This is a genomic window from Pseudomonas sp. TWRC1-2 (assembly GCF_049896685.1).
Taxonomy (GTDB): domain Bacteria; phylum Pseudomonadota; class Gammaproteobacteria; order Pseudomonadales; family Pseudomonadaceae; genus Aquipseudomonas.
The window spans coordinates 24,770-49,691 of the sequence record NZ_JAFCUU010000009.1 but is presented as its reverse complement, the minus strand read 5'-3'; the positions used below and the strand labels follow the sequence as shown (position 1 = coordinate 49,691).

The following is a 24,922-nucleotide window of genomic DNA, read 5'->3' as shown; positions in this document are numbered from 1 at the left end:
CGCCCTGTGTTTATTTTTCAGGCTTGGGAATAACCTTCAACGTCAGACGTCTCTCTAGTCCCAGCGTAGCGACCAGCCAGATTCCCATGCACGAACTCGACGAACAGTTACGTGAACTGATCCCCAGGATGCGGCGCTTTGCCGTGTCCCTGACCCGTAACACCAGCAGCGCCGACGACCTGGTGCAGTCGACCCTGGAACGCGCAATCACCCGTTGGGCCGATAAACGCATCGAAGGCGACCTGCGCGCGTGGCTGTTCTCGATTCTTTACCGGCAATTCCTCGACGCCCACCGCCGCAGCCGGCGTTACGCGCGCATGCTCGACTTCTTTACCGGCCGTGACGACGCGCAACCTTCCGTGGAGCGCACGGTGATGGCCCAATCGGCCTTGCAGGCTTTCGACCAACTCAACACCGAACAGCGCGCCCTGCTGCTCTGGGTGTCGGTCGAAGGGTTAAGCTACAAGGAGGTTGCCGTCATCCTCGAGGTGCCCGTCGGCACCGTCATGTCGCGCTTGTCCCGGGCGCGCCAGGCCCTGCGCCAACTCAGCGATGGTGAAATTGCCAGCCCTTCCCTGCGGATACTCAAATGATCAGCCTGCCCCCCAGCGAACGCGATTTGCATGCCTACGTCGATCACCAACTGCTGGAGAGCGATCGCCGCGTGCTTGAAACCTACTTGGCGGTCCACCCCGACGTCGCCGCCCAGGTGCATGCCTGGCAACAGGATGCGCAAGCACTGCGCGCGTCATTGAGCGGGGCCTTGCAACAACCGGCCAACCCCGAGCTGGACCCGGCGCTGATTCGCCAACGCATCAAACACCAATCGCGCCGCCACTTCGCCACGGCTGCCGTGCTGTTGATCGCCGTCAGCCTGGGCGGTGTTGGCGGCTGGCACGCCCGCGAAGCGACCCAGCCTGCCCTGTTGCCGATGGCCGACGCCATGCAAGCGTTCCGCCTGTTTGCCCAGGACGGCATCATGCCCGCCGACTACAACGCCCAGGACGGCGGCTCGATGCAGGCCTGGCTGGATCGCTACTTCAACCAGGCGCACCGCCTGCCGGACTTGAGCCAGGCAGGTTTCAAACCGGTCAGCGGGCGCTTGCTCACCACTGAGCAGGGCGCTGCCGCCATGGTGCTGTACGAAGACCCGCAAGGCCGGCGCATCAGCTTCTACATCCGCCCGCCCGGCCCGGAAAACGGCTTTCTGCCCCGCGGCAGCCGCAGCGCCGATGGCTTGCAGGCCGAGTACTGGTCCGGCAGCGGCTACAACTACGCGATGGTCAGCCCGGTGGACCAGCCAACCACGCAGATGATGAAGTTCTAAAAGCCCACGTCCAGCACCACGTTGTCCAGATAGATGCCGCTCGGCGGCGTGGTCTGGTCGGTATAGACCTTGGCGTTGTAGTTGAACACCTGGCTGCCGGTGCCCAGGCCGTTGCCAGGGTTGACCTCTGCCGTTGAACTGGCCCGACGCGCCGTGCCCACGCTGCCCCAGCGGGTCGTGCTGGCACTCTTGAAGATGTCGTAAGCAAGGAGGTTACCGGCGGACACCATCTGCCGGCGGCCACCCACACTCACCGGGTTCTGCCCATCACTGAGGCCCACGGTGTAGGCGCTGCCCTTGGTACAGGCCACGCTGGCCTGCCCGTTGACAGTGGAAAATGCACTGACCACCGGCGCGCTGCCAAAGGCGATGGCGGGCGTAGTGATCTGGCAGTCATTGACCACGGTCATGCTCACATTCAGCGTGGTGGTGCCGTTGTTGATCTCGCGGCCCGCGCAAATCCCACCAATGCCAATGCCCGAACAGTAGTTCCAGTTCCAGGCGATATTCAGGGTTTCGCTGTACACACCTGCAGCCACGTTACTGCCGATGGTGGTGGCGAAATACAGCGGCACAACTTTGGTGCCCGGCCCGAACACCAGGCCAAGGGAGGCGGCAATGCCGCCACTGCCGCCAAAATCGAACGCGGTGCCGCGCGTCATTGGGAACGCGGTGGTGTTGTTGGCGTAGATCGTATAGCTGATGACGTCCCCGGTCGGCCCGACCAGGCCGCCTTGCGCGGAACCGGTGACGGTCGCATAGAAATGGTCACTCGAGGTCAAGACTGACAGCAGCGCTGACGTGCAGCTCAAGCCAGCGTTGGTGGTCGAACTCGGCTGGGAGGTGGTGCGCACGGTCATTGAACTCACCGTGGTGCCGAAACTGGCCGGCACGGTGGCGCCCACCGTGCACACCGCCTGCACCTGCACCGACACTCCCAGGCTTGCCAACAACAGTAACCGCAACAGCCAATCCTTGACCCGCACACACACACTCCTTATGTCATTGGCACACCAGTGGCCCAATCAGCGGTACCTGCTCCTGCGTGGTATCCAGTTCGAACGTCGCCTGGCAGGTCTGGCCATCGCCGACGGTGACCTGCAAGGTGTTGTGCGCCGCCAGGTTTTCCAGGTAGACCAGGCCGTCCCACCCCACCACCGCCAGCGCGCCGCTTTGCTCGTGCCGCACCTGGCTGCCCAGGGGCAATTCCTGATGCTGGGCGTCGACCAGGGTGATGCTCGCCGCGAGCACCTGGCGCACCGGAAACTCCAGCAAGTAGCCACTGCCCCGGCGCACGGCCACGCGTTGTTCGACGTTGGGCACTTGCATGTTGGCCGGCAGGTTCAGCGGGTCGATCTCGTATTTGGCCCGGTAGTAGGCGCTGGTCCACGGCACCAGCAAGTGCCCGTTGCGGTCGGTCTCACCCACCACTTGGTTCTCGTAGCGCACCGGTACGCCGCCAACGCCATCGGTGCTCACCACCACAAACGCATCGTCGACACGGTTGGCAGCGAACACGTGGTGGTCCATCCACACCAGCGAGCCACTGGCATCCGCCCAACGGGTTTGCGCGTCGCGGTTGCCATACACGCCGGCCTGCAATTGCACCGACTGCAGGCGCCAGGTCAGGTCAGCCTGTCGATAAGCCGGCCCGTCACCGCTGGCGTAACCCAGGTTAAAGCCCACGCCGCCCTCGGCCGGCACTGCCCGGCTGTAGTTGACGCGCTGCTGGCTTTCTCCGGTTTTGCTGCGTTCGCTGCCCACGCTGAGGCTGCCGTAGATGTCGAAGGGCACCACCACTTGGGCCTGCACTGCCCAGCTGCTGTCACCAACTTCGTGGTTGGCCGACAGGTAAAAACTGCTGTTGCGCCACAGCGCTTTGCTCCAGGTCATGTTCACCAGGCGGGTACGAGAATCATCCGCCGCCTGCACATCGAAATACCCCACGCCCAAACTGCCGAAGTCGTTGAGGTTCAGGCTCAAGGTCGCTTGCTGGCTGCGCTTGCTGAGGCTGGCATAGGGCGTGTCGACCAGGCTCAGGTCGGCGTATTCATCGCGGCGCTCTACCCGTTGATAAGACACGCTGTAACGCTGATTGCTGTATTGGTAGCCCAGGCTCAGTTGCTGGCCTGTGCGCCCGTCTAACTGGCTTTGGCTGACGGCGGTATTGAGCACGCCGAAGTTGCCCATGCGCAGGTTGCCGCCGACACCGCCCAGGGCCAGGTCACCCGCGGCTTCGGCGTGGCTTTCCAGGGTAAACGCATCCGACAGCCCGTACCGAAAGGTACCGCTCGCCACGCCGGCGCCGTAGCCAAAATCGCGCACGGTGTAGTCGCGGCGCAGGTTCCCCGCCGCCACCGAAAAGTCCGACAAGCCCTTTTGCAACAGCGTACTCGTGACGTAGAACGGCACCGTGGTCGAGACCTGCCGGCCCAGGGCGTCGGTGGTCACCACCACCGCCTCACCCGCGCCGTTGATGAACGGCACGTTGGTCAGGGTGTACGGCCCAGGCTGCAGGTCGGCGCTGCTGGTTTTGTAGCCGTTGATAAACAGGTCCACCGACGACGGCACGGCGGCCTCACCGGCAAACTGTGGCAGCGGGTAGGTGACCAAATCCGGACGCACGCCAAAATCGCGCGACACCTGTACCCCGCCAAGACGCACTGAGGTGCTCCACGGCAAGGCGCCACTGATCACATCGCCGGCCTCATAGGTCAGCAGGCGCTCGTCGTCGGAAAACCGCCACGTGGTGTCATAACGCCGATAGCCGTTGTACAGGCTGCTGCCGGCTGTCTCCCGGCCAAGGGTGGTGCGGTACTGGCCGGTGTTGGACAAGGTGCCCCAGGTGTCGAACAACCTGACTTCGTTGAAGATGCCGAGGTAGGTGCCGGCGTCATCGGTGTCGTTGAGGTAGGCATCATAGTTGAGCAGCGCGCCAAAGCTGGTCAGCGCCTGGGTGCGCGGGTAATTGTCGCGACTGCCGATAAATTGCTCCGGCAACCAGGCCGGCGGCACGCTGAGCATCAGGCGCTGGCCCTGGCTGTCGTAATCGGTGTGCATGCCTGGCAGGTTTTCCAGCGCAACCTCGGCGGGCACCTCACCCGGCAGCTTCATACCGATGTCCTGCAACACCGATGCCGGCAAAAACAACTGCCCGGCACGCTGATTGACGGCGACCACGCGCCCGGTATCCCTCTGGTTGACCACCAGTTCCAGAAACAGCTGCGCATCGGCAATAGCCTCCATACTGCTGGGAGGGGGCGGCAATGGCGCGGCCACGCTCGGCGCCGCAAACACCAGGCCAGACAGGCCACTCACCACCCACACCGATCGCCATAAACCTCTCGCCCGTTCATGGCTCACCAAGGCTTTGCGTCCATCAATGGACATCTCCATCCGTTAACACCAAGGGCTGCTCCATGCCCTACCGCACTGATTTATCGCCCGGGTGCAAGGTTCTCCAATTGCGTCGCACCATTGACTCGCACCTGCAGCGGCTGATCAGCCGGCAGCCCCTCCGGCACCGGCCAGCGCATGGTTGCGCCCGGCAGCACATAGCCCATCAGGCCTTCCACCAGCGGCCGCGGCTGGCCGCCCTGTTTGAACGTGGCGTCGGTCAAGCGCGCGTGCACGGCGCCCTGGTTGCGCATTTCGACGTAGTTGCGCCCGCCCACTGTGACCTTTTTCCAGCTCAGGTCCGGCTTGCCGGCGCTTTTGGGATCGCGCTCGCGTGTACCGTCGACCTTGCTCCAAAGGCCCGGGCCATAGGCGAACAGCGGCACCGAATAGCGCATCTGGAAGCGAATCGCGGCGGCCGTCTTGCCATCAGCCGGGGCCGCAGGCGGCGTGGCCGGGGGGATTTCATCGATGATGATCCGGTAGGCCAGTTCCCGGCCCGGCGGCACCTCTTTGGTCCGGGTCAGGCGCACCAGCTGTTTCTGCCCCGGCTCGATTTTCGCCACCGGCGGGCTGCCGATCACGTCGCGCTGGTTCTGGTACTGCTCGTCAAAACCGCTCTGGGTCCAGGCAAACACGCGGATTTGCAGGTTGGCGGTCTCCGTGCCGCGATTTTCCAGCCACAGGGCGCTGGCCTGTTGGTCGGCCTCCAGCACCGGGTCAATCGGCCAGATCAGCACGGAGCTTGCCGCCTGCGCCTGCCCTGCCGTCAACGCCAACAACGCGCTCAAACCTGCTACCCAAAAGTGCCGGGAAGCTGCATACATAAGTCTTACTCCTCATTGCCAATCGCCTTACCACGACAGCTGCACCTGCAACGTGTCGCTGTACGTCCCCCCAGGCGTATTACCCGGTAACTGCACTCGCCCATAAATCGGCAAGGTGATGCTGGCTGCGTTGCTGTAGGCCACGCTCACGCTTTGGCTGATGCCCAGGCTCTGGCTGAACGCCGCGTCCCGAAACAGTTGATAAGCCACTTGGGCAGTGCCGCTATTGAGCTGCATCCGCCGACCGCTGTTGTTGTGCAAACCGCCATCGACACTCATGCTCAGCGCAACCCCGGGCGTACATTGCAGGGTCACGCCCGCCGTGAGTGCGACAGACGCGGTGCTGGTCGCCAGGGCCGAATAAGTGCCGAAGGCCAGGCTGCCGTAGTTCGTGCCGCCACCCACCACCAGGCATCCAGGGGTGATGGTCGCGCTGACCTGGAACGACTGACTGGTCACCGCCAGCAGCGATACCGGCATGCCCCAGCCGATGCACACCACACACGCCGCCCACCCTGCCCGGCTCATGGCGCTTAGAACGTCAGCGTCACGTTGACCGTGTCGGTGTAAGTCCCGGCCGGCAGCCCGGCCTTGCCGTTGGCCTTACCGTAAATATTCACCGCCTGCGCCACACCCGTGCTGGGCGCCAGGTTGATCACCCCACCGATGGCGAGCAAATTGGAGTGACCACTGTCGGTGAACAGGTCATACGGCACGTAATTGGCCACACCGTCGTACAGCGCGCGGCCACCGCCCACGGACTTGCCGTCGTTGGCGCCGGCAGACACGGTCAGCGTCGGTGAAGTGCCCGCCGAACACAGAATCGACAACGCGCCACCGCCGCCGCCCAGCACCTGGCCGTCGGCTTCAGTGAACAGGCTGTTGGCCGTACCGAAGTTCAAGTTACCGAAGCTCATCCCGCCAGTGGCTGCCGCGCCATTGACCTGGCAACTGCTGGTCAACACCAGCGTTGCGGTGACGGTGCCGGCGACCGTGGCCGCCTGCGCACCCGACACCCACACCAGTGCCATCAATGGAAAAACTGCTTTTGATACAAGTGCATGCATGATGTTCATCCTCATGATTTACCAATCCAGAGTCACCGTCAGGGTGTCTGTGTAGATGCCGGCCGGTAGGGCCCTGGTATTCGCCACCACCGAGCCGAATACCGGGATCGGTACTTGCGTGCCCTTGGTCACGACGAAATTGCGTTGTTGGCCAACGCTGTAAGTGCTGTGGCCCAGCGGATCAGCCGACAGCCGATACGGAATGGTCTGACGCCCGTTGCTCAAGCGTCGCGTGGTGCCATCGCCGTGCGCGCCGCCGTCGATAGTCACGGTGAAACTGCTGACCACCGACGGGTTGCAGGACACCGACAGCGGCGCCTTGTCGCCATCGGAAACGGCTGCGCCCAGTGGGTTGATCCAGGTCGGGCCCTGGCTGCCAAAATCGAGCATTGCCGTGCCGCCCACAGGGCTCACGGGCGCGCTCACGGGCGAGCTTGCGGCGCCCTTGCTCACCTCACAACTGGCAGTTATCACCAGCCGCGCATGAATCTGCCCGGCCACGGCCGCCTGGGCGTCCTCCGCCAGCAGCAACAGGCCGCCCATGGCCACGAGGGCCCAGCCCCGGCTTACCATGTGACCGTGACCTTGAGCAGGTCGGTGTAGCGGCCGACGGCGGGGATGTCCTTGAGCGGTTCGATGCGGCCATATAAGGGCAAGTCGACGCTGCCCGAGTCCGGCACGCGGCCACTGAGCGGTTCATTCACGGGCAAGGCAATACGTCGCGCGGCGTCGGCGTAAAGGCGATAGGGAATAGGTTTGCTCGAGGGGGTCGCGGCGCTGAGGTAGCGCACTTCGCCGACGCCGCCATGCAGGCCGCCGTCAACGCGCATTTGATAGGGTGTGTCCGGGTTGCATTCCAGGCGCGGCTGGCGCTGGCTGATCAAGGCCGCACTCAACGGGCCGGCCGGGTCATCCAGACGCGGGCCGCTGCCAAAGTCCAACACGCCCAGCTGCTCGATACCCGCATCGCGGGTGATGCCCACCAGCTGGCAGCCCCGTTGCACGTCGATGCGCACTTCTACCTGAAGTTGCGCAGCGTAAACCGTGTTACAGAGTATGGCGCCCATCACTGCCAATACTGCTCGTCCCTTCACAGCCCCAATTCCTTATACAGGGGTGACAACTGTGTATGAGGTTAGCCATTTAAGGAGAAACCGCCAGTTTGCCCAGGATTGCCCCTAAGCCATGCTTTTTCGAGATAGCTGGCGGCGCGCTTCTCTATTGGTCAAATCGCCTCGGGCGCCCTAAAGTGAGCGACCACCGCACGACAGAGTGACTTGCATTGGCTGTGCTTCCCCTGATTCAGCGTTTGCTGGGCAAAAAAACCGCCGTCCTGGCCCCCTCGCCTATCCCGGCGTTCTTTGAGAACAAAGCCAGGCAACAGGGCTATACCCTGAGTGCAGGCCAAAACCGGGCGATTGCCGCCCTCGCCCGCGAGACCCAGCACCTGCTCGCCAACCGTGCAACGCGCAGCCTGTACCTGCACGGCCCGGTGGGGCGCGGCAAGAGCTGGCTGCTCGATGGGTTCTTCCAGGCGCTGCCGATTGCCGACAAGCAGCGCGTGCACTTCCATGCGTTTTTTGCCCGCCTGCATCGGGGCATGTTTACGCACCGTGAGCACGACGACGCCCTGAGCGTGACCCTCGATGAGCTGCTGGCGGGATGCCGGGTGCTGTGTTTCGACGAATTCCATGTTCACGATATCGGCGATGCCATGCTTATCAGCCGGTTGTTCAAGGCCTTGTTCGAGCGCGGCGTGCTGGTGCTGGTGACCTCAAACTATGCACCCGAGGGGCTGCTGCCCAACCCGCTGTACCACGAACGCTTCAAACCGGTGATCGACCTGATTGCCGCGCGGATGGACGTGCTGGAGGTCAGCTCACCCCAGGATTTTCGCAGCTTGCCCCAAGCGCATGCCGAGCAGCACTTCAGCGCCGGCCAGTATGTTTGGCCGGGCACGCCCGCCCAGCGTGAAATGCTCGGGCTGCCCACCACCGATTGCCCTGCGCAACGCCTGACCGTCGGCAACCGCCAGCTGATATGTCGCCACCATCAGGCGCCAACCATCGCGTTCACCTTCAACGACCTGTGCGAACAACTCACGGCCGTGATGGATTACTTGCTGCTCTGCGAGGACTTCGACCACTGGATTGTCGACGGGCTGCCCCAGTTGGCAGACTGCCCGATTGCCGTGCAACAGCGGTTTATCAACCTGGTGGACGTGCTGTACGACCAGGACAAACGCCTGACGCTGATCGGCCAACACCCCTTGGCGCATGCCCTTGAAGGGCAGGCCATCGACCTCGCTCGCACCGCGAGCCGTCTGAACCAATTGCAAACCGTCTGCCCGCAACCGGCGCCTCACCCGGTATCATGAGCGCCTTTTTACGCCCTCTTGCCGAGTGACTGCGCCGTTCATGAATACCCTCGCCCAACTCAAGGCCGGCCAACTGGCTGGCATCACGCGCCTGGACCTGTCCTGCGGGCTGACCGAATTCCCGCGGGAAATCTTCGAACTGGCCGACTCCCTGGAAATCCTCAACCTCACGGGCAACGCCCTGAGCAGCCTGCCCGACGACCTGCATCGCCTGTCGCACCTGCGCGTGCTGTTCTGCTCGGACAACGCCTTCACCGAGCTGCCGGCGTGCCTGGGCCAGTGCGCACAGCTGAGCATGATCGGCTTCAAGGCCAACCAGATCAGCCACGTGCCCGCCGCCGCCCTGCCGCCGCAGTTGCGCTGGCTGATCCTCACGGATAACTGCATCAGCCAATTGCCCAGCGAATTGGGCGAGCGGCCGTTGCTGCAGAAACTGATGCTGGCCGGCAACCAACTGGCGCACCTGCCGCAAAGCCTGGCCAACTGCCACAACCTGGAACTGATCCGCATCGCCGCCAACCGCCTGACTCAACTGCCGCAGTGGCTGCTGACGCTGCCGAGCCTGACCTGGCTGGCCTATGCCGGTAACCCGGTGGAAATGGCCGTGGCTGTGGCGGGCGATGACGCGACTCCGAACATCCCGTGGTCGGAACTGGAACTGGGCGAAGTACTGGGCGAAGGCGCCTCGGGGATCATTCGCAAGGCGGCGTGGCGACCGCGGGGGTTGTCTGTCGCAGTCAAACTGTACAAAGGCACGATCACCAGCGACGGCTCTCCGCTGCACGAAATGCAGGCCTGCATCGCCGCAGGGCTGCACCCCAACTTGATCAAGGTGGAAGGCCGCGTGGTGGGCCATCCCGATGACCAGGCCGCGCTGGTGATGGACCTGATCGACCCGAGCTATCGCAACCTTGCCGCGCTGCCGAGCCTGGCGTCCTGCACGCGCGATATCTACGCGCCCGACACGCGCTTCAGCCCCGAAGTGGCCTTGCGCATGGCGCGCGGCATAGCGTCGGTGGCGGCCCATTTGCACCGGCACGGCATTACCCATGGCGACCTGTATGGCCACAACATTCTGTGGAATACAGAAGGTGATTGCTTGCTCGGGGACTTTGGCGCGGCGTCGTTCCATGCCACGGCGGACACCTTGGAAACCCAGGCGTTGCAGCGTATTGAAGTGCGGGCGTTTGGGGTACTGCTGGGGGAGTTGCTGGAGCGGGTTGACACGCCGTTCAACGACCAGGCGTTGGTCGCGCTGCAAAAACGCTGCTGCCAGCCTGATGTGTTGGCGCGGCCGAGCTTTGAAGAGATCGAGACCTTGCTGCAATCTCTGCCACACCACTGATCAAATGTGGGAGCGGGCTTGCTCGCGAATGCAGTGTGTCAGTCACCCAATCAGTGACTGACACTACGCATTCGCGAGCAAGCCCGCTCCCACATTTTTTACCGCGTTCTATTCAGCGATAAATCAGCCAGCCAGGCCGACGAACATATCCTGCACGTCGTCATGGTTGTCCAGGCCTTCCAGGAAGGCTTCGACTTCGGCCATTTGCTCATCGGTCAAACCACTCACCGGGTTCTTCGAGATGTAGCCCAGCTTGGCCGACAACACCGTGAAACCCTGCTCTGGCAGGGCTTTCTGCACGGCATCCAGGTCGGTGGTTTCGGTGATGAACAGGGTCGTGCCCTCTTCTTCGCCGTCTTCAAAATCCTGGGCGCCGGCTTCGATAGCCGCCATTTCCGGATCAGCGTCCGGCGTGTCCGGCGACGCTTCGATCAGGCCGACGTGGTTGAAGTCCCAGGCCACAGAGCCCGAAGCACCCAACTGACCTTTGCGGAACGCCACGCGGATTTCCGCCACGGTGCGGTTGATGTTATCGGTCACGCACTCGACGATCAGCGGCACCTGGTGCGGGGCGAACCCTTCGTAGGTCACGCGGTGGTACTGCACGGTTTCACCCAGCAGGCCGGCGCCTTTCTTGATCGCACGCTCCAGGGTTTCCTTGGGCATCGAAGCCTTTTTGGCTTGCTCAACCACCAGACGCAGGTGGGCGTTGGTCGCGGTGTCGGCTCCGTTGCGGGCGGCGATGGTGATTTCTTTCACCAGCTTGCCGAAGATCTTGCCCTTGGCATTGGATGCCGCTTCTTTATGTTTGACTTTCCACTGTGCGCCCATGACTCACTCTCTTCTGTCCATCGCGCCGAGACGTCTACTGGCCGGCGCTTTGGGGGCAGAGTTTATAGGGCAAAAAAAATTCGTTCCAGCAAAAAACCGTCAACACGCCAACTCGAAAAACGCCTGGATCAGGCGCAGTGAGCGGCGTCGCTGCATGCAACCGAGCATGTGCCGGTTGACCAGCCCGTCGCCCTGCAAGGGAATGGCATGCACGCGCGGATCGCGGCTGACCTCCATTGACGACACCACCCCCACGCCCAGTTCAGCGGCGACGGCTTCGGTCACCGCCTCACGGCTGTCCAGTTCGAGCAAGACTTTGGGCTGCACAGCGGCGCTGGCGCACGCGCTGTCGAAGGTGCGCCGGGTAATCGAGCCGGGCTCGCGAAGCACCATGATCACTTCGTGCAATTGCTCAAGGCGAATGCCCGCCGGGTCGGCCAGCCACGGATGCCCTGCCGGCACCAAGGCGCAGATGCGCGATTCGTTCAGGGCTTGCAGGTGCAGGCCATTGCGCGGTTCCACCTCGGTGAGCACCGCCACATCCGCATGCTCGGACAACAGCGCCGCCAGGGTTTCCTGAGCATTGCCCAAGCGCAGGTTGACGGTGATGCCCGGGTAGCGCGCACGTAACCTGGCGATCATCGGCATCACCAGATGCGGGCCGTCGGCCGCCACCTCCAGGCGCCCGGTGAGCAACTGACGGTTGGCTTCCAGCAGGGTCTGGGCCTCGTCCACCAGGCCGAAGATCGCGCGGGTGATCGCCGCCAGGCGCGTGCCCTCCTCGGTCAACTCCACCCGCCGCGCCGTGCGCCGTAACAACGGGATCTGATAGTGCTCCTCCAGAGCCTTGATGTGCCCGGTCACCGCCGGCTGGCTGATGAACAGCCGCGCCGCCGCTCGGGTGAAACTGCCCTCGCGGGCTACGGCATCGAATGCACGCAGTTGGAACAAGTTCATAGCTATCGGCCTCACTGATAGCTCGCATAACAACAAACAATTTGATTGATAACAAGCCAAACTGCAATTTAGGCGCCGTAGATTCAACCCCCGAGACTTGCGAGGACTTGAGATGACCACCGCCGCGCCCATTCTGCTCACACCCGGCCCGCTGACCACGTCCGTGCGTACGCGTCAGGCCATGCTGGTGGATTGGGGTTCATGGGACCAGCGATTCAACCAACTCACCGCCAGCGTCTGCGAGCAGTTGCTGGCGATTCTCAACGCTGCCGACAGCCACCACTGCGTGCCCCTGCAAGGCAGCGGCACCTTTGCCGTCGAAGCCGCCATCGGCACCCTGGTGCCGCGCAATGGCAAGGTGCTGGTGTTGATCAACGGCGCCTACGGCAAGCGCCTGGCGAAGATCTGCGAAGTGCTCGGCCGCGATTTCAGCACCTTTGAAACCGCCGAGGATGAACCGACCACTGCGGCCGATGTGGACCGTCTGCTGCTCGCCGACCCGGCCATTACCCACGTGGCGCTGATCCACTGCGAGACCAGCACCGGCATTCTCAACCCGCTGCGGCAGATCGCTGAGGTGGTGAAAAGCCACGGCAAGCGCTTGATCATCGACGCCATGAGTTCCTTCGGTGCGCTGCCAATTGACGCTCGCGAAGTGCGGTTCGACGCACTGATCGCCGCCTCGGGCAAATGCCTGGAAGGCGTGCCGGGCATGGGTTTTGTGTTTGCCAACAAACAGTCGCTGGCCGCCGCCCAAGGCAACTGCCACTCCCTGGCGATGGACCTGTTCGACCAGCACCGCTACATGGCCAAGACCGGGCAATGGCGCTTCACCCCGCCAACGCACGTGGTCGCCGCCCTGCACGAAGCGCTGCGGCAATACCACGAAGAGGGCGGCCTGCCTGCGCGCCACCAACGCTACGCACGCAACTGTCAGGCGCTGCTGGACGGCATGGCCGAACTGGGCCTGCGCAGCCTCCTGCCGGCAGCGATCCAGGCGCCGATCATCGTCACCTTTCATGCGCCAAAGGACCCGCGCTACCAGTTCAAGGACTTCTACGAGCGGGTCAAGGCCAAGGGTTTCATCCTTTACCCCGGCAAATTGACTCAAGTGGAAACCTTCCGCGTTGGCTGCATCGGCCACGTCGAAGCGGCCGGCATGCGCGCAGCGGTCAAGGCGATCGCGCAGGTGCTGCAAGAAATGGAAGTGCTGGACGTCTGATTGCCCCATTACCCACAGGATTTGAACCATGAACTATCAAAACCCCAACACCCTCCAGGCCGTTATCCTCGATTGGGCCGGCACCGTGGTCGACTTCGGCTCGTTCGCCCCCACCCAGATTTTCGTCGAAGCCTTCGCCGAATTCGACGTGCAAGTCTCCATCGAAGAGGCCCGTGGCCCGATGGGCATGGGCAAGTGGGACCACATCCGCACCCTTTGCGACCAGCCGCAGGTGGCCGAGCGTTACCGCAAGGCGTTCGGCCGTACGCCGACGGATGATGACGTGACCGCCATCTACCAGCGCTTCATGCCATTGCAGATCGAGAAGATAGCCGAACACTCGGCGCTGATTCCCGGCGCCCTCGACACCATTGCGCGGCTGCGTGTGCAAGGCATCAAGATCGGTTCCTGCTCCGGCTACCCCAAGCAAGTCATGGACAAGGTCGTCGCCCTGGCCGCCACCAATGGCTACTTCGCTGATCACGTGGTCGCCACCGACGAAGTCCCCAACGGCCGCCCATGGCCGGCCCAGGCACTGGCCAACGTGATCGCGCTGGGCATCGATGATGTGGCGGCTTGCGTGAAGGTCGACGACACCGTGCCGGGCATCCTCGAAGGCCGCCGTGCGGGCATGTGGACCGTCGCTCTCACCTGCTCGGGCAATGCGCTGGGCCTGACCTACGAGCAATTTCGTAACCTGGACGCCGCCACCCTGAACAGCGAGCGCAAACGCATCGAGAAACTCTTCGAAGGCGCGCGCCCGCACTACCTGATCGACACTATCAACGACCTGCCTGCAGTGATCACCGATATCAATCAGCGCCTGGCGCGCGGTGAAATGCCGCAAAGCCACTGATTGAGGTCAAAACAACGGCATTTACGCCAGGCAAAGCGCTCAAAACCGGCATACAGTTAAAGGACTCCGTCACCAAGAACGGAGGTTTGCCCTGATGAGTGAGGAACACAGCGATGCCGTGGAAAAACTCCGATACACGCTACAGCACCATGTCGATTGCGCTGCACTGGTTGATGGTGGTGCTACTGGCGGTGGTTTACGCCTGCATAGAGTTACGCGGCCAGTTTCCCAAAGGCAGTGGCGCGCGTACGTTGATCGTCGAAATGCACTTCATGTTTGGCCTCACCGTGTTCGTGCTGGTGTGGCTGCGCCTGTTCGCGCGCAGCCTGGGCGTTGCGCCGAAAATCGTGCCGGCACCCCCGCAATGGCAAAGCCTGTTGGCCACGCTGATGCACGTTGCGCTGTATGCGTTGATGATCGGCATGCCGATCGCCGGTTGGCTGATTGTCAGTGCCGAGGGGCATTCGGTGATGTTCTATGGCATTGAGCTGCCGCCGTTGATCGCTGAAAACAAGGCTCTGGCCAAAGAGATTGAGCACTGGCATGTGCTGTTCGGCAAGGTCGGCTACTGGCTGATCGGGCTGCATGCATTGGCGGGGATCATTCACCACTACATCCTGCGCGACAACACGGCGCTGCGGATGATGCCCGGTCGAGTCAAAACCGGCGGCTAAGCCTCTACGCAAACCCTCGTCGGCCTTGCAGGCCGCCGGTATGCACGAAGATCAGACGAGTGCCGGGGGGAAAACGCCCGGCCTCGATCTGCTGCTTGAGCGCCAACAAGGCCTTGGCGGTGTAAAGCGGCTCCAGCGGCACACCACTGGCCTGTTCCGTGGCGTGCATGAATTCAAGCAATAACGGATCGACCTTGGCGAAACCGCCTCGGCTTGCGTCCATCAACTCATACCCTTGCTGCACGATAGCCTGCACGTTTTGAGCGACGCCGTGGTCGTCCGGCACCGCCATTGCGCCATAGACCGTGCGCGCGCCCGCCTCGGCCAACGTCAACCCGGCCAGCGTCGTACCGGTGCCCGCCGCCAACCACCACGCGTCGTAGTCGGCCCAGCCCAGGGTGTTCAATTGCGCGCGCACTTGATCGACCAATGCCGCACAACCCAAGGCACCGGCGATTCCACCGCCGCCTTCCGGCACGGGGTAAAGTTGCGGGTATTGTGCGTGCCACGGCAACCAGAAATCCGCCGCATGCCGCGCGCGATAGCCGCCGTAACCGAGCCAATGCAGCTGCATGCCGAAGGCTTTCAGGTCGAGCACAGTGGGTGTGTCTTGCGGATGGCCGCGCAACAGGCCTACGGTCGGGAAACCGAAGCGTTTGCCGGCCGCCGCCAGCGCGTGCAGGTGGTTGGAGTGCGCGCCGCCGAGGCTGATGACTCCGCGGGCTCCGGCCGACTGGGCATCGGCCAGGTGCTGGGTGAGCTTGAACCACTTGTTGCCGCTGATCAGCGGGTCGATGCGATCCAGACGCAGCACGGCCAGCTCGACGCCGTTCAGCCAATCCAGCTGCAACAGTTCAAGGGGCGCGTGGGGAAGCCAGTCGAAAGGGCCCATCGGGAGGCATCTGAATAGAAAAAGGGGCGGTAGTCTAACACCGCCCCTTTTTCCGTCTTACAGCTCGGCAGCGAGGCGCGAGCCCTGATTGATGGCGCGCTTGGCATCCAGCTCGGCCGCCACGTCGGCGCCGCCGATCAGGTGCACGTTCTGGCCTGCGGCGACCAGGCCGTCCTGCAGCTCGCGCAGCGGGTCTTGCCCGGCGCAGATGACGATGTTGTCCACCGCCAGCAGCTGCGGCTCGCCGTCGGCGCCGATGCGGATATGCAGCCCCTGGTCATCGATGCTCAGGTATTCGACGCTGTTGAGCATCTGCACACGCTTGTTCTTCAGGCCTGTGCGATGGATCCAGCCGGTGGTCTTGCCCAGGCCGTCGCCGACCTTGGAGGTTTTGCGTTGCAGCAGGAACACTTCACGCGCCGGCGCATGCGGCGCCGGCTTGATGCCGGCAACGCCACCACGGGCTTGCAGTTGCGTGTCGATGCCCCACTCCTTCCAGAACGCTTCGCGGTTCAGGCTGGTGGACACGCCGGCGTGCACCAGAAATTCAGAGACGTCAAAGCCGATACCGCCAGCGCCGATCACCGCCACGCGCTTGCCCACCGGCTTGCGCTCAAGAATCACGTCCAGGTAGCTCAGCACCTTGGCGTTGTCGATGCCTGGAATCGCTGGCGTACGCGGCGCAATGCCGGTGGCGAGGATAATCTCGTCATACCCGCCCGCCGCCAGTTGCGCGACATCCACACGGGTGTTGAGGCACACCTCGACGTGGGTGGTCTGCAATTTGCGCTTGAAGTAGCGCAGGGTTTCAAAGAACTCCTCTTTGCCCGGCACGCGCTTGGCGATATTGAACTGGCCGCCGATTTCGCTGGCGGAATCGAACAAGGTCACTTGATGGCCGCGCTCCGCCGCCACGGTAGCCGCTGCCAGGCCTGCAGGACCGGCGCCGACCACGGCGATTTTCTTGATCTGCTTGACCGGCAGGTAGTTCAGCTCGGTTTCGTAGCAGGCGCGCGGGTTGACCAGGCAGGTGGTCAGCTTGCCGCCAAAGGTGTGGTCCAGGCAGGCCTGGTTGCAGCCGATGCAGGTGTTGATTTCATCGGCGCGGCCGGCCGCCGCCTTGTTGACGAACTCCGGGTCGGCCAGAAATGGCCGCGCCATCGAGACCATGTCGGCATCGCCTTCGGCGAGGATCTGCTCGGCAATGTCCGGCGTATTGATGCGGTTGGTGGTGATCAGCGGAATCTGCACCGCACCGCGCAGCTTGGCGGTGACTTTGCTGAACGCGCCACGCGGCACTTTGGTGGCGATGGTCGGGATGCGCGCTTCGTGCCAGCCGATACCGGTGTTGATAAGGGTCGCACCGGCCTGCTCGATGGCCTTGGCCAACTGCACGATTTCTTCCCAGCTGCTGCCGCCTTCGACCAGGTCGAGCATCGACAGGCGGAAGATAATAATGAAGTTCGGGCCCACGGCTTCACGCACGCGGCGCACGATGTCCACCGCCAGGCGCATGCGGTTTTCGTAGCTGCCACCCCAACGGTCGGTGCGGTGGTTGGTGTGGGCGGCCAGGAACTGATTAATGAAGTAGCCTTCGGAACCCATGATTTCCACGCCGTCGTATTCGGCGACCTGGGCCAGCAGCGAGCAGGTGACGAAATCCTGGATCTGCTTTTCGATGCCTTCTTCGTCCAGTTCCTTGGGCTTGAACGGGTTGATCGGCGCCTGGATCGCGCTCGGTGCGACTTGCTTGGGGCTGTAGGCATACCGCCCGGCGTGGAGGATCTGCATGCAGATCTTGCCACCCGCTTCGTGCACGGCCTGGGTCACGATTTTGTGCTTCTGGGCTTCCTCGTCAGTGGTCAGCTTGGCCGCACCGGCATACACGCCGCCCTCGTCGTTCGGGCCAATCCCGCCGGTGACCATCAGGCCGACACCGCCACGGGCGCGCTCGGCAAAGTAGGCGGCCATGCGCTCGAAACCACCTGGCTTTTCTTCAAGGCCTGTGTGCATCGAGCCCATCAGGGTGCGATTGCGCAAGGTGGTAAAACCCAGGTCCAACGGGGCCAGCAGGTGCGGGTAGGCAGCAGCGGTCATGGTACAGCTCCACAACGGATCATCACGGGACGTGGCAGGCTCGAATGGCCTGGCATCGGTTTATGCCCCACAGACTAAGAGGCGATGGACTGCCGCTCAATGACTGAAACTGACAAGTTATTGATCCAAATGCACAGCGCCCCTTGGCAAGCAGGTGCCTGAGCCCTACCCTAGTCGGCGAACCCTGCACACGGTCTGTTGTCTGTTGCCCCATGCGTAAACTTCTAGCGTTCACCCTCGTCATGGCCCTGGTTGCCGCCGTCGCCGCGTATCTGGTCTGGACCCAGGAGCGCCCTGTGGCGCATTACCTGTCGGACCTGCGCATTTCCCTGGCCGTCAATGAAGGCGAGCCTGCCGATCGTGGCAACTTGCTGGGCATTCAGCCGGAGTTGTTCCCCGCCGATTACCAGAGCCTGGAACGCCTGCACCTGAAGCTCGCGGCGTACCTGCAAAAGGCCCGTGATCAGGGGCTGATCAATCAAAAGACCATCGTGGTCCTGCCCGAACATATCGGCACCTGGCTGATGCTCAGCGGCGAAAAAAACGAGTTGTACCAGGCGGTCCATTTAAAAGACGCGATGAACTGGCTGTCGGCCAGCAACCCTCTGCAGTTTGCGCGCGCATGGATTAGCGCCACCGGCGATAACCGCATGGATGACGCCTACCTGCGTATGAAAGCCTCCGCCATGGCGCGCGACTATCAGCTGTTGTTCGGCGGCCTGGCCAAAGAGTTTGGCGTCACGCTGGTGGCCGGCTCCATCACCCTGCCCAACCCGAGTGTCGAACAAGGCCAACTGCATGTCGGGCATGGTCCGCTGTACAACGCCAGCCTGGTGTTCGGTGCCGACGGTTTGCCAGTGGGCCAGCCACAGCGCCAGTTCTACCCCATCTACGATGAGCGCGGTTTTATCCAACCGGGCGATGAAAATATCGTCAACGTGGTCGACACCCCGGCTGGGCGCCTGGGCATCCTGATCGGCAGCGACAGCTGGTACCCGGACAACTACCGCAAACTCAACGAGCAAGGCGCGCAGTTGGTCGCCGTGCCGGCATTTGTGACTGGCCGCGACACATGGGATCGCCCATGGCGCGGGTTCAAAAGCGTGTCGACGCCACCCGAAATCAGCCTCAAGCCCGAGGAACTCAGCGAAGGCGAAGCCTGGCACCGTTTGACCCTGATCAGCCAACAGCCGATCAGCCAGGCAAGCGCCGGCATGAGCGTGTTCTTGCGTGGACAGTTCTGGGACTTGGGCACTGCCGGGCACAGTTTTCTCAGCAGCAACGGGCGAGTCAACGCCGACAGCGGCGCCCGTGGCGCACGCCTGCTGAATATCTGGTTGTAGCGCCTTGAAGCCGGTGCGCCTCGGGGATCTGTCGGTGGGCTTCGTGCACACCCTGGCGGACGCCATTCAAAGCCACGGCCTGGACCCGCAACCGCTGCTGCTGCAATACGGCCTGGACGCCGCGCGCCTCGCCGAAGCCGGTGCGCGTCTGTCGATCCCGCGTTACATGCGCCTGGGCCATGCGGCCATCCAACTGACCGGCGACCCGGGCCTGGGCTTGCGCATGGGCCAGCTCAGCCGCCTGAGTCAGGCGGGCCTGGCAGGCGTCACCGCCGCGCAAGCGCCCAACGTGCGTGAAGCCGCGCGCACATTGACGCGGTTCGAGGCGCTGTACGGCTCCAACTATCGCGGGCAGTCGAGTTTTCACGAAGATGCCGAAGGGGCGTGGCTGCGGTTCTATTCCATCAGCCCCTACAACGCCTACAACCGCTTTGTGGTGGATTCGATCATCGCCGGCTGGCTGCAGCAATTGTCCAGCCTGGCCCAACAACCGGTGCAGGCGCAGCGCATCGACATCGAATTTGAAGCGCCCCCCTATTGTGACCAGTACGCCATGCTGGGTGACGGCCCGGTGCAATTTGGCGCCGACGCCAATCAACTGCGCCTGACCCAGCAAACCCTGGCGATGCGCAACCCGCAGCATTGCCCCAGTACCTGGCAGCTGTTGTTGAAGTTGTGTGAAGCAGAGCTGGAGCAGTTGACGCGCACCCGCAGCCTGCGCGAGCGCATTACCCGTTTGCTGGGGCCGATGCTCAATGGCGGCCGGGAACCCGACCTGGAAGAAGTGGCGGCACGCTTGAAGCTGCCCACCTGGACCCTGCGCCGCAAACTGGCTGAAGAAGGCACACAGTTTCGCGCGATTCTCAACGACACCCGTCGCGATCTGGCCATGACCTACATTCGTGACACGGAACTGGCGTTCGGCGAAATCGCCTACTTGCTCGGTTTTGCTTCGGCCCAAGCCTTTCAACGGGCGTTCAGGCGGTGGAACAACCAGACTCCAGGGGAATTTCGCCGCAGTCAGCGGCATTCCGCCTGAAGTCGGTATTACAGCTCGGTGGCGTCATCGACCGGATCCAGCGGATCCAATTCAAACGCGTGGTACTCCAGCAGTTCTTCTTGGTAATCGTCCATGATGGACTCCTTGTGGGTTTAAAGCGGCTGCCAATAAATGACCCGCACAGCCAGCCTAAAGTGCCGTGATGACGAAAAAATGTCTGCGCCATGACGTTCCTGCACATCCTGATTAAACGTAGCAGCGCTGGGTTCATTTAGCGCTCGACATTTGACGTGCGATTGCAATCATTGCAAATGCAACCAGATTTCCATTAGGGTACGAACCTCTGTTGCCCGGAGCTTCAACCAATGCCCGCCTCTACCGCTAACGCCGCGCAGCTGTGTATTGACGCACTGAACGCCGCCGAACCATCGCGCAGTTCGCCGCTGTACACGGTGATGACCATGGCCGATACCCTGGAACTCAGCAGGCACGCCTGGGTGATTCGCGGCCAGTCACGCAGCCGGCGTGTGGGTAGCTGGCCCAGCTGGTTCGCGCGTAATACCGGCGAAAAACCACTGCTGTACCTGCACAGCGCAGCGTCGTCGGCGCAGCTGTGTGCGTTGTCGGATGAGACCGCGCAGCGCGGCATCCTGTGCAACGACATCGAGAACCAGCCTTCGCACTGGCCCAAGGGCGCGCAACCCTCCCTGCCGCTGTGGCTGGCAAACCACCCGCGTTGCACACCGTATGATCCGGCCTCGGGTGAGGAAGCCCGCGCAATTGTGCTGGCGGGGTTACGCGCGCTGTATGTGGACGGCAAGCCGGGCTTTTATTACCTGGCGCTGCATGATCAAGAGACCGCCGTGACGTTGGATGCGCAAGACCGTGAGGATGCGCTCAAGGGCATGTACCCGATCCGACGTCGCCAAGGGGATGTGCGATTGCTCGGTGCAGGTCGGGCGCTGGTGGAAGTCGCTTATGCTGCACAGTTGCTTGAACAGGACTGGAGCATCACGGCGCAGCTGTGGAGCTGCCCCAGCTACACGCGACTGGCCCGCGAGGCTGCGGCCGCTGCGCGCTGGAATCGGCTGCACCCCATGGCGCCCCAGCAGAGCTGTCACTTGCGTGAAAGCCTGGCCGGGGATACCACGCCGGTCATCGCCGTCACCGGTTATCCGCAGCCGATTGTCGATCAATTGGCGCCGTACGTTGACGCGCGTTTTGTGGCGTTGGGCGCAGGCTCGGTGCAGGCCGCTGCGCCGAGTCGTTTCTGGATCGTGGTGTGTGCGTTGAGGGCGTTGGCGGATGAAGGGCGTATTGACGCACAACAGGTGGAAATAGCGATGAAACGCTATCCACTTAAATGAATGGGAAACGCGATAAAAAATGTGGGGGCGGGCAAGCCCGCTTCCACATTGGATCTGCACCGCGTCTCAGATCTTGCGTCGGTTACGGGTTTGCACACCCGCCTCCACCGCCAACCCCGCCGCACGCTCCAGGGTGTCGGCAAACAACTGGCGCTGCTCCGGCTCGATTTGCGACAGGAACAACTCGTCGACGGTGCTTTCGTAGATCGTCCACATTTTTTTGCGCAACACCCGACCCGCGTCGGTGATCGAGGCAAACGCCGCTCGGCCGTCGCCGTCTGAACGCGAACGCACCACCAGGCCGTCCTTCTCCAGACGGTCCACCAGGCGCGTCAGGTTGTAGCGCTCGATCGCCAGCACATCGGCCAATTCGTGCATACGGCGAGTGCCCTCGGGGCCGCTTTCCAGGCCCCACAGCGCGTCATACCAGGCGTACGGCGGCAGGCCCGCCTCAGCCAGCCGACGCTCGATTTCACGGATGACCGTCCTGTGGGCCCTGACAAAACGGAACCATACATCAGGCTCATTCGACGACATGCAACACCATCCGGGAAATTTCAAGAAGGTTGCAATAGTAGCTCATCCCGCGATAGATTCAGGCATGTCGTTGCAATTGCAACTACATTGGCGCCGCTCCCACAAGGAGCTCGCTGCTTCAAATCCGCCTACCCTGGAGCTTCACATGACCCCCAATAACGCTGTAAGACTGGACGACGATCCACAGGAAACCCGCGAGTGGCTGGAGTCCATCGAATCGGTGCTGTCCACCGAAGGCCGCCCGCGCGCCCATTACCTGATAGATCAGTTGCTGGATTTCGACGTAGCGCGCCATGGTGACTTCTACGGGCGGGTGACCACCCCCTACGTCAACACCATTCCCGTCGACCGCCAGTTGCCCTACCCCGGCAACCTGGCCATCGAGCGTCGCACCAACGCGTTTATCCGCTGGAACGCCATGGCCATGGTCTTGCGCGCCGGCAAACATTCCGGTGTGGGTGGGCATATCGCGACTTATGCGTCAGCTGCTGTGCTGTACGACGTAGGTTTTGACCACTTCTTCCGTGGGCGTACCGACACGTTCGATGGCGATCTGGTGTACATCCAGGGCCATTCCTCTCCCGGCATCTATGGCCGCGCGTATCTGGAGGGGCGCATCAGCGAAGCGCAGTTGGATAACTTCCGCCGCGAGGCCGGTGGCGAAGGTTTATCGTCCTACCCGCACCCGCGCTTGATGCCGGACTTCTGGCAATTCCCCACCGTGTCCATGGGGCTGGGGCCGATCACTGCGGCCTACCAGGCGCGATTCATGCGCTACCTGGAATTTCGCAACCTCAAGCAACACCAGGGCCGCAAGGTTTGGGCCTTCCTCGGTGATGGCGAAATGGACCAGCCGGAATCCCTCGCCGCCATCTCCCTCGCCGGTCGCGAGAAACTCGACAACCTGATCTTCGTGGTCAACTGCAACCTGCAACGCCTGGACGGCCCGGTGCGCGGCAATGCCAAAGTGATTCAGGAATTCGAAAGCCTGTACCGCGCCGCCGGTTGGAATGTGATCAAAGTGATCTGGGGCGGTGGCTGGGACGCGCTGCTGGAAAAGGACCAGAGCGGTCTGCTGCGCCAGCGCATGATGGAATGCGTGGACGGCGATTATCAGAATTACAAATCGCAGAACGGCGCCTATGTGCGCGAGCATTTCTTCGGTAAATACCCCGAGTTGCTGGCACTGGTTGCGGACATGTCCGACGACGAAATCTGGAAACTCTCACGCGGTGGCCACGACCCGGACAAGGTCTACAACGCGTATGCGGCTGCCGTGCGCCACCAGGGCCAACCGACGGTGATCCTGGCCAAAACCGTCAAGGGCTTCGGCATGGGTGAAGCCGGCGAAGGCCAGAACATCAACCACCAGCTGAAGAAAATGGGCGCCGAGGCGGTAAAAGCTTTCCGCGACCGCTTCGGGTTGGACGTGGCGGATGACCAGCTCGACGACATCCCCTACCTCAAGCCCGCTGCCGACAGCGAAGAAGCCCGCTACTTCGCCGCGCGTCGCCAGGCCTTGGGCGGCTATGTGCCCGCGCGCCACAGTGCCATCGAGTCATTGCAAATCCCCGAACTGAGCGCATTTGCGACCCAACTCAAAGACACGGGCGAGCGCGCCATTTCCACCACCATGGCCTTTGTGCGCATCCTTGGCACGCTGCTCAAGGACCCGCACCTGGGCAAGCTGATCGTGCCAATCGTGCCGGATGAGTCGCGCACCTTCGGCATGGAAAGCCTGTTCCGTCAGATCGGCATCCATTCAGCGGTGGGTCAGCTTTATACCCCACAGGATGCCGGGCAACTGAGCTACTACAAGGAGAGCAAGGACGGACAGATCATGCAGGAAGGCCTGAACGAATCCGGCGCCATTTCCTCGTGGATCGCGGCCAGTACGTCCTACAGCAACCACGGCCTGATGACCGTGCCGTTCTACATTTTCTATTCGATGTTCGGCTTCCAGCGCGTCGGCGACCTGGCCTGGGCGGCGGGCGATGCGCGGGCGCGTGGGTTTCTGCTGGGGGCCACGGCGGGGCGCACCACGTTGATGGGCGAAGGCTTGCAGCATGACGACGGCCACAGCCATATCCTGTCGTCGGTGATCCCGTGCTGCGTGTCGTATGACCCGACGTTCGCCTACGAGCTGGCGGTGATCATTCGCGAAGGTATGCGGCGCATGTATGTCGAGCAAGAGGACATTTACTACTACATCACCCTGCTCAACGAGAACTACCCACACCCGGCCATGCCCGATGGCGTGGAGCACGGGATCCTCAAGGGCATGTATCAACTGAGCAGCCACCCGCAAGCGCAGGTGCAATTGATGGGCAGCGGGTCAATTTTGCGCGAAGTGATCGCCGCGGCCGACTTGCTCGAAAAGGACTTCGCCGTGCACAGCAACGTGTGGAGCGTCACCAGCCTGACCGAGCTGCGCCGTGACGGGCACGCGGCGCAGCGCTGGAACCTGCTGCACCCGGAAAGCGAGCCACGCGCGAGTTACGTTGAGGAATGCCTCGCCGGGCAAGCCGGGCCGGTGGTAGTGGCCACGGACTACATGAAATTATTCGCCGATCAGGTTCGTCCCTTCGTCCACGGCCGTCGCTTTGTAGCGCTGGGCACCGATGGGTTCGGGCAATCGGACACCCGCGAAACCTTGCGTGAGTTTTTCGAAGTGGACCGGCACTTTATCGTGCTGGCGGCCTTGAAGGCACTGGCCGATGACGGCGTGATCGGCCGGGACACCATCACTCAGGCCATCAGCCGCTACGGGATCAACGTCGACAAGGCGGATCCCGTAGCGGTCTGAG

23 protein-coding genes are annotated in these 24,922 nt (G+C 62.7%); 11 read left to right on the top strand and 12 right to left on the bottom strand.

Annotated features, from left to right (window positions below; all coding sequences use genetic code 11):
• Positions 1–86: 86 nt before the first annotated feature.
• Both ACP7B3_RS23705 and ACP7B3_RS23700 read left to right on the top strand, forming a co-directional pair.
• On the top strand, positions 87–593 hold the full coding sequence (locus tag ACP7B3_RS23705; protein ID WP_106578821.1) for a sigma-70 family RNA polymerase sigma factor: 507 nt from the start codon (positions 87–89) through the stop codon (positions 591–593).
• The gene (locus ACP7B3_RS23700; RefSeq protein ID WP_426181219.1) at positions 590–1,327 is read left to right on the top strand and encodes an anti-sigma factor family protein; all 738 of its coding nucleotides are present in this window, start codon (positions 590–592) and stop codon (positions 1,325–1,327) included. Before ACP7B3_RS23705 ends, ACP7B3_RS23700 begins: the two co-directional genes overlap by 4 nt.
• On the opposite strand, the gene ACP7B3_RS23695 is transcribed toward ACP7B3_RS23700, so the two are convergent.
• From ACP7B3_RS23695 to ACP7B3_RS23665, 7 genes are read right to left on the bottom strand one after another with little or no spacing between them, the layout of a single operon-like run.
• On the bottom strand, positions 1,324–2,313 hold the full coding sequence (locus tag ACP7B3_RS23695) for a Csu type fimbrial protein (RefSeq protein ID WP_426181216.1): 990 nt from the start codon (positions 2,311–2,313) through the stop codon (positions 1,324–1,326). The two genes, ACP7B3_RS23700 and ACP7B3_RS23695, sit on opposite strands and share 4 nt — an antisense overlap.
• Positions 2,314–2,329: 16 nt before the next feature.
• Positions 2,330–4,723 (bottom strand): fimbria/pilus outer membrane usher protein, encoded by a 2,394-nt coding sequence (locus tag ACP7B3_RS23690; protein WP_426181213.1) that lies wholly within the window; start codon positions 4,721–4,723, stop codon positions 2,330–2,332.
• 41 nt (positions 4,724–4,764) lie between these two features.
• A complete protein-coding gene (locus ACP7B3_RS23685; RefSeq protein ID WP_426181210.1) occupies positions 4,765–5,550 on the bottom strand; it encodes a fimbrial biogenesis chaperone in 786 nt (261 codons plus the stop codon).
• 27 nt (positions 5,551–5,577) lie between these two features.
• The gene (locus ACP7B3_RS23680; protein ID WP_370003162.1) at positions 5,578–6,078 is read right to left on the bottom strand and encodes a Csu type fimbrial protein; all 501 of its coding nucleotides are present in this window, start codon (positions 6,076–6,078) and stop codon (positions 5,578–5,580) included.
• Between the two features lie 5 nt (positions 6,079–6,083).
• Entirely contained in the window at positions 6,084–6,617 is a 534-nt protein-coding gene (locus tag ACP7B3_RS23675; RefSeq protein ID WP_404483384.1) for a Csu type fimbrial protein, read from the bottom strand.
• 18 nt (positions 6,618–6,635) lie between these two features.
• Complete coding sequence (locus tag ACP7B3_RS23670) at positions 6,636–7,190, bottom strand: spore coat U domain-containing protein (RefSeq protein WP_262207546.1); 555 nt, start codon at positions 7,188–7,190, stop codon at positions 6,636–6,638.
• Positions 7,184–7,711, bottom strand: a complete 528-nt coding sequence (locus ACP7B3_RS23665; protein ID WP_106578827.1) for a Csu type fimbrial protein — start codon at positions 7,709–7,711, stop codon at positions 7,184–7,186. Before ACP7B3_RS23665 ends, ACP7B3_RS23670 begins: the two co-directional genes overlap by 7 nt.
• 188 nt (positions 7,712–7,899) lie before the next feature.
• Here ACP7B3_RS23665 and zapE point away from each other — a divergent pair, with 188 nt between their 5' ends.
• The gene (gene zapE, locus ACP7B3_RS23660) at positions 7,900–8,994 is read left to right on the top strand and encodes a cell division protein ZapE (RefSeq protein WP_426181205.1); all 1,095 of its coding nucleotides are present in this window, start codon (positions 7,900–7,902) and stop codon (positions 8,992–8,994) included.
• 40 nt (positions 8,995–9,034) lie between these two features.
• Positions 9,035–10,339 carry a protein kinase gene (locus tag ACP7B3_RS23655; RefSeq protein ID WP_426181202.1) on the top strand — a complete coding sequence of 435 codons (1,305 nt, stop codon included), beginning with the start codon at positions 9,035–9,037 and terminating at the stop codon, positions 10,337–10,339.
• Between the two features lie 123 nt (positions 10,340–10,462).
• Here the strand turns inward: ACP7B3_RS23655 and ACP7B3_RS23650 are convergent, their stop codons facing one another.
• Both ACP7B3_RS23650 and ACP7B3_RS23645 read right to left on the bottom strand, forming a co-directional pair.
• On the bottom strand, positions 10,463–11,170 hold the full coding sequence (locus ACP7B3_RS23650; RefSeq protein WP_090402660.1) for a YebC/PmpR family DNA-binding transcriptional regulator: 708 nt from the start codon (positions 11,168–11,170) through the stop codon (positions 10,463–10,465).
• Positions 11,171–11,269: 99 nt separating this feature from the next.
• Complete coding sequence (locus tag ACP7B3_RS23645) at positions 11,270–12,127, bottom strand: LysR substrate-binding domain-containing protein (protein ID WP_145163954.1); 858 nt, start codon at positions 12,125–12,127, stop codon at positions 11,270–11,272.
• 112 nt (positions 12,128–12,239) lie between these two features.
• Between ACP7B3_RS23645 and ACP7B3_RS23640 the strand changes: the two genes are divergently transcribed.
• The 3 genes from ACP7B3_RS23640 (at position 12,240) to ACP7B3_RS23630 (ending at position 14,879) form a co-directional block, all read left to right on the top strand.
• Positions 12,240–13,349, top strand: coding sequence for a 2-aminoethylphosphonate--pyruvate transaminase (locus tag ACP7B3_RS23640; RefSeq protein ID WP_426181198.1), 1,110 nt, complete (start codon positions 12,240–12,242; stop codon positions 13,347–13,349).
• Between the two features lie 28 nt (positions 13,350–13,377).
• Positions 13,378–14,205, top strand: coding sequence for a phosphonoacetaldehyde hydrolase (phnX, locus tag ACP7B3_RS23635; RefSeq protein ID WP_145163950.1), 828 nt, complete (start codon positions 13,378–13,380; stop codon positions 14,203–14,205).
• A 113-nt stretch (positions 14,206–14,318) separates the two neighbouring features.
• Positions 14,319–14,879 carry a cytochrome b gene (locus tag ACP7B3_RS23630; protein ID WP_242199336.1) on the top strand — a complete coding sequence of 187 codons (561 nt, stop codon included), beginning with the start codon at positions 14,319–14,321 and terminating at the stop codon, positions 14,877–14,879.
• Positions 14,880–14,883: 4 nt separating this feature from the next.
• Here the strand turns inward: ACP7B3_RS23630 and ACP7B3_RS23625 are convergent, their stop codons facing one another.
• Both ACP7B3_RS23625 and ACP7B3_RS23620 read right to left on the bottom strand, forming a co-directional pair.
• Positions 14,884–15,771, bottom strand: coding sequence for a 1-aminocyclopropane-1-carboxylate deaminase/D-cysteine desulfhydrase (locus ACP7B3_RS23625; RefSeq protein ID WP_426181193.1), 888 nt, complete (start codon positions 15,769–15,771; stop codon positions 14,884–14,886).
• 57 nt (positions 15,772–15,828) lie between these two features.
• Positions 15,829–17,868, bottom strand: a complete 2,040-nt coding sequence (locus tag ACP7B3_RS23620) for an FAD-dependent oxidoreductase (protein WP_426181190.1) — start codon at positions 17,866–17,868, stop codon at positions 15,829–15,831.
• Between the two features lie 212 nt (positions 17,869–18,080).
• On the opposite strand from ACP7B3_RS23620, the gene ACP7B3_RS23615 reads away from it, so the two are divergent.
• The 3 genes from ACP7B3_RS23615 (at position 18,081) to ACP7B3_RS23605 (ending at position 21,578) form a co-directional block, all read left to right on the top strand.
• Positions 18,081–19,211, top strand: a complete 1,131-nt coding sequence (locus ACP7B3_RS23615; protein ID WP_242199333.1) for a carbon-nitrogen hydrolase family protein — start codon at positions 18,081–18,083, stop codon at positions 19,209–19,211.
• Between the two features lie 4 nt (positions 19,212–19,215).
• Positions 19,216–20,250: an AraC family transcriptional regulator gene (locus tag ACP7B3_RS23610; RefSeq protein WP_426181187.1), complete on the top strand. Its 1,035-nt coding sequence runs from the start codon at positions 19,216–19,218 to the stop codon at positions 20,248–20,250.
• 326 nt (positions 20,251–20,576) lie between these two features.
• Complete coding sequence (locus ACP7B3_RS23605; protein WP_426181184.1) at positions 20,577–21,578, top strand: transketolase-like TK C-terminal-containing protein; 1,002 nt, start codon at positions 20,577–20,579, stop codon at positions 21,576–21,578.
• A gap of 66 nt (positions 21,579–21,644) precedes the next feature.
• Here the strand turns inward: ACP7B3_RS23605 and ACP7B3_RS23600 are convergent, their stop codons facing one another.
• Positions 21,645–22,115: a MarR family winged helix-turn-helix transcriptional regulator gene (locus ACP7B3_RS23600; RefSeq protein WP_426181181.1), complete on the bottom strand. Its 471-nt coding sequence runs from the start codon at positions 22,113–22,115 to the stop codon at positions 21,645–21,647.
• Between the two features lie 145 nt (positions 22,116–22,260).
• Here ACP7B3_RS23600 and aceE point away from each other — a divergent pair, with 145 nt between their 5' ends.
• A complete protein-coding gene (aceE, locus tag ACP7B3_RS23595) occupies positions 22,261–24,921 on the top strand; it encodes a pyruvate dehydrogenase (acetyl-transferring), homodimeric type (protein WP_426181178.1) in 2,661 nt (886 codons plus the stop codon).
• Position 24,922: the final 1 nt, after the last annotated feature.

Excerpts from the sequence above, each read along its gene's own strand:
- ACP7B3_RS23705 (WP_106578821.1), top strand. The coding sequence starts at position 87 with ATGCACGAACTCGACGAACAGTTACGTGAACTGATCCCCAGGATGCGG.
- ACP7B3_RS23700 (WP_426181219.1), top strand. The coding sequence starts at position 590 with ATGATCAGCCTGCCCCCCAGCGAACGCGATTTGCATGCCTACGTCGAT.
- ACP7B3_RS23690 (WP_426181213.1), bottom strand. The coding sequence starts at position 4,723 with ATGGAGATGTCCATTGATGGACGCAAAGCCTTGGTGAGCCATGAACGG.
- ACP7B3_RS23685 (WP_426181210.1), bottom strand. The coding sequence starts at position 5,550 with ATGTATGCAGCTTCCCGGCACTTTTGGGTAGCAGGTTTGAGCGCGTTG.
- ACP7B3_RS23680 (WP_370003162.1), bottom strand. The coding sequence starts at position 6,078 with ATGAGCCGGGCAGGGTGGGCGGCGTGTGTGGTGTGCATCGGCTGGGGC.
- ACP7B3_RS23675 (WP_404483384.1), bottom strand. The coding sequence starts at position 6,617 with ATGCATGCACTTGTATCAAAAGCAGTTTTTCCATTGATGGCACTGGTG.
- ACP7B3_RS23670 (WP_262207546.1), bottom strand. The coding sequence starts at position 7,190 with ATGGTAAGCCGGGGCTGGGCCCTCGTGGCCATGGGCGGCCTGTTGCTG.
- ACP7B3_RS23655 (WP_426181202.1), top strand. The coding sequence starts at position 9,035 with ATGAATACCCTCGCCCAACTCAAGGCCGGCCAACTGGCTGGCATCACG.
- ACP7B3_RS23650 (WP_090402660.1), bottom strand. The coding sequence starts at position 11,170 with ATGGGCGCACAGTGGAAAGTCAAACATAAAGAAGCGGCATCCAATGCC.
- ACP7B3_RS23645 (WP_145163954.1), bottom strand. The coding sequence starts at position 12,127 with ATGAACTTGTTCCAACTGCGTGCATTCGATGCCGTAGCCCGCGAGGGC.
- ACP7B3_RS23640 (WP_426181198.1), top strand. The coding sequence starts at position 12,240 with ATGACCACCGCCGCGCCCATTCTGCTCACACCCGGCCCGCTGACCACG.
- phnX (WP_145163950.1), top strand. The coding sequence starts at position 13,378 with ATGAACTATCAAAACCCCAACACCCTCCAGGCCGTTATCCTCGATTGG.
- ACP7B3_RS23630 (WP_242199336.1), top strand. The coding sequence starts at position 14,319 with ATGCCGTGGAAAAACTCCGATACACGCTACAGCACCATGTCGATTGCG.
- ACP7B3_RS23625 (WP_426181193.1), bottom strand. The coding sequence starts at position 15,771 with ATGGGCCCTTTCGACTGGCTTCCCCACGCGCCCCTTGAACTGTTGCAG.
- ACP7B3_RS23620 (WP_426181190.1), bottom strand. The coding sequence starts at position 17,868 with ATGACCGCTGCTGCCTACCCGCACCTGCTGGCCCCGTTGGACCTGGGT.
- ACP7B3_RS23615 (WP_242199333.1), top strand. The coding sequence starts at position 18,081 with ATGCGTAAACTTCTAGCGTTCACCCTCGTCATGGCCCTGGTTGCCGCC.
- ACP7B3_RS23605 (WP_426181184.1), top strand. The coding sequence starts at position 20,577 with ATGCCCGCCTCTACCGCTAACGCCGCGCAGCTGTGTATTGACGCACTG.
- ACP7B3_RS23600 (WP_426181181.1), bottom strand. The coding sequence starts at position 22,115 with ATGTCGTCGAATGAGCCTGATGTATGGTTCCGTTTTGTCAGGGCCCAC.
- aceE (WP_426181178.1), top strand. The coding sequence starts at position 22,261 with ATGACCCCCAATAACGCTGTAAGACTGGACGACGATCCACAGGAAACC.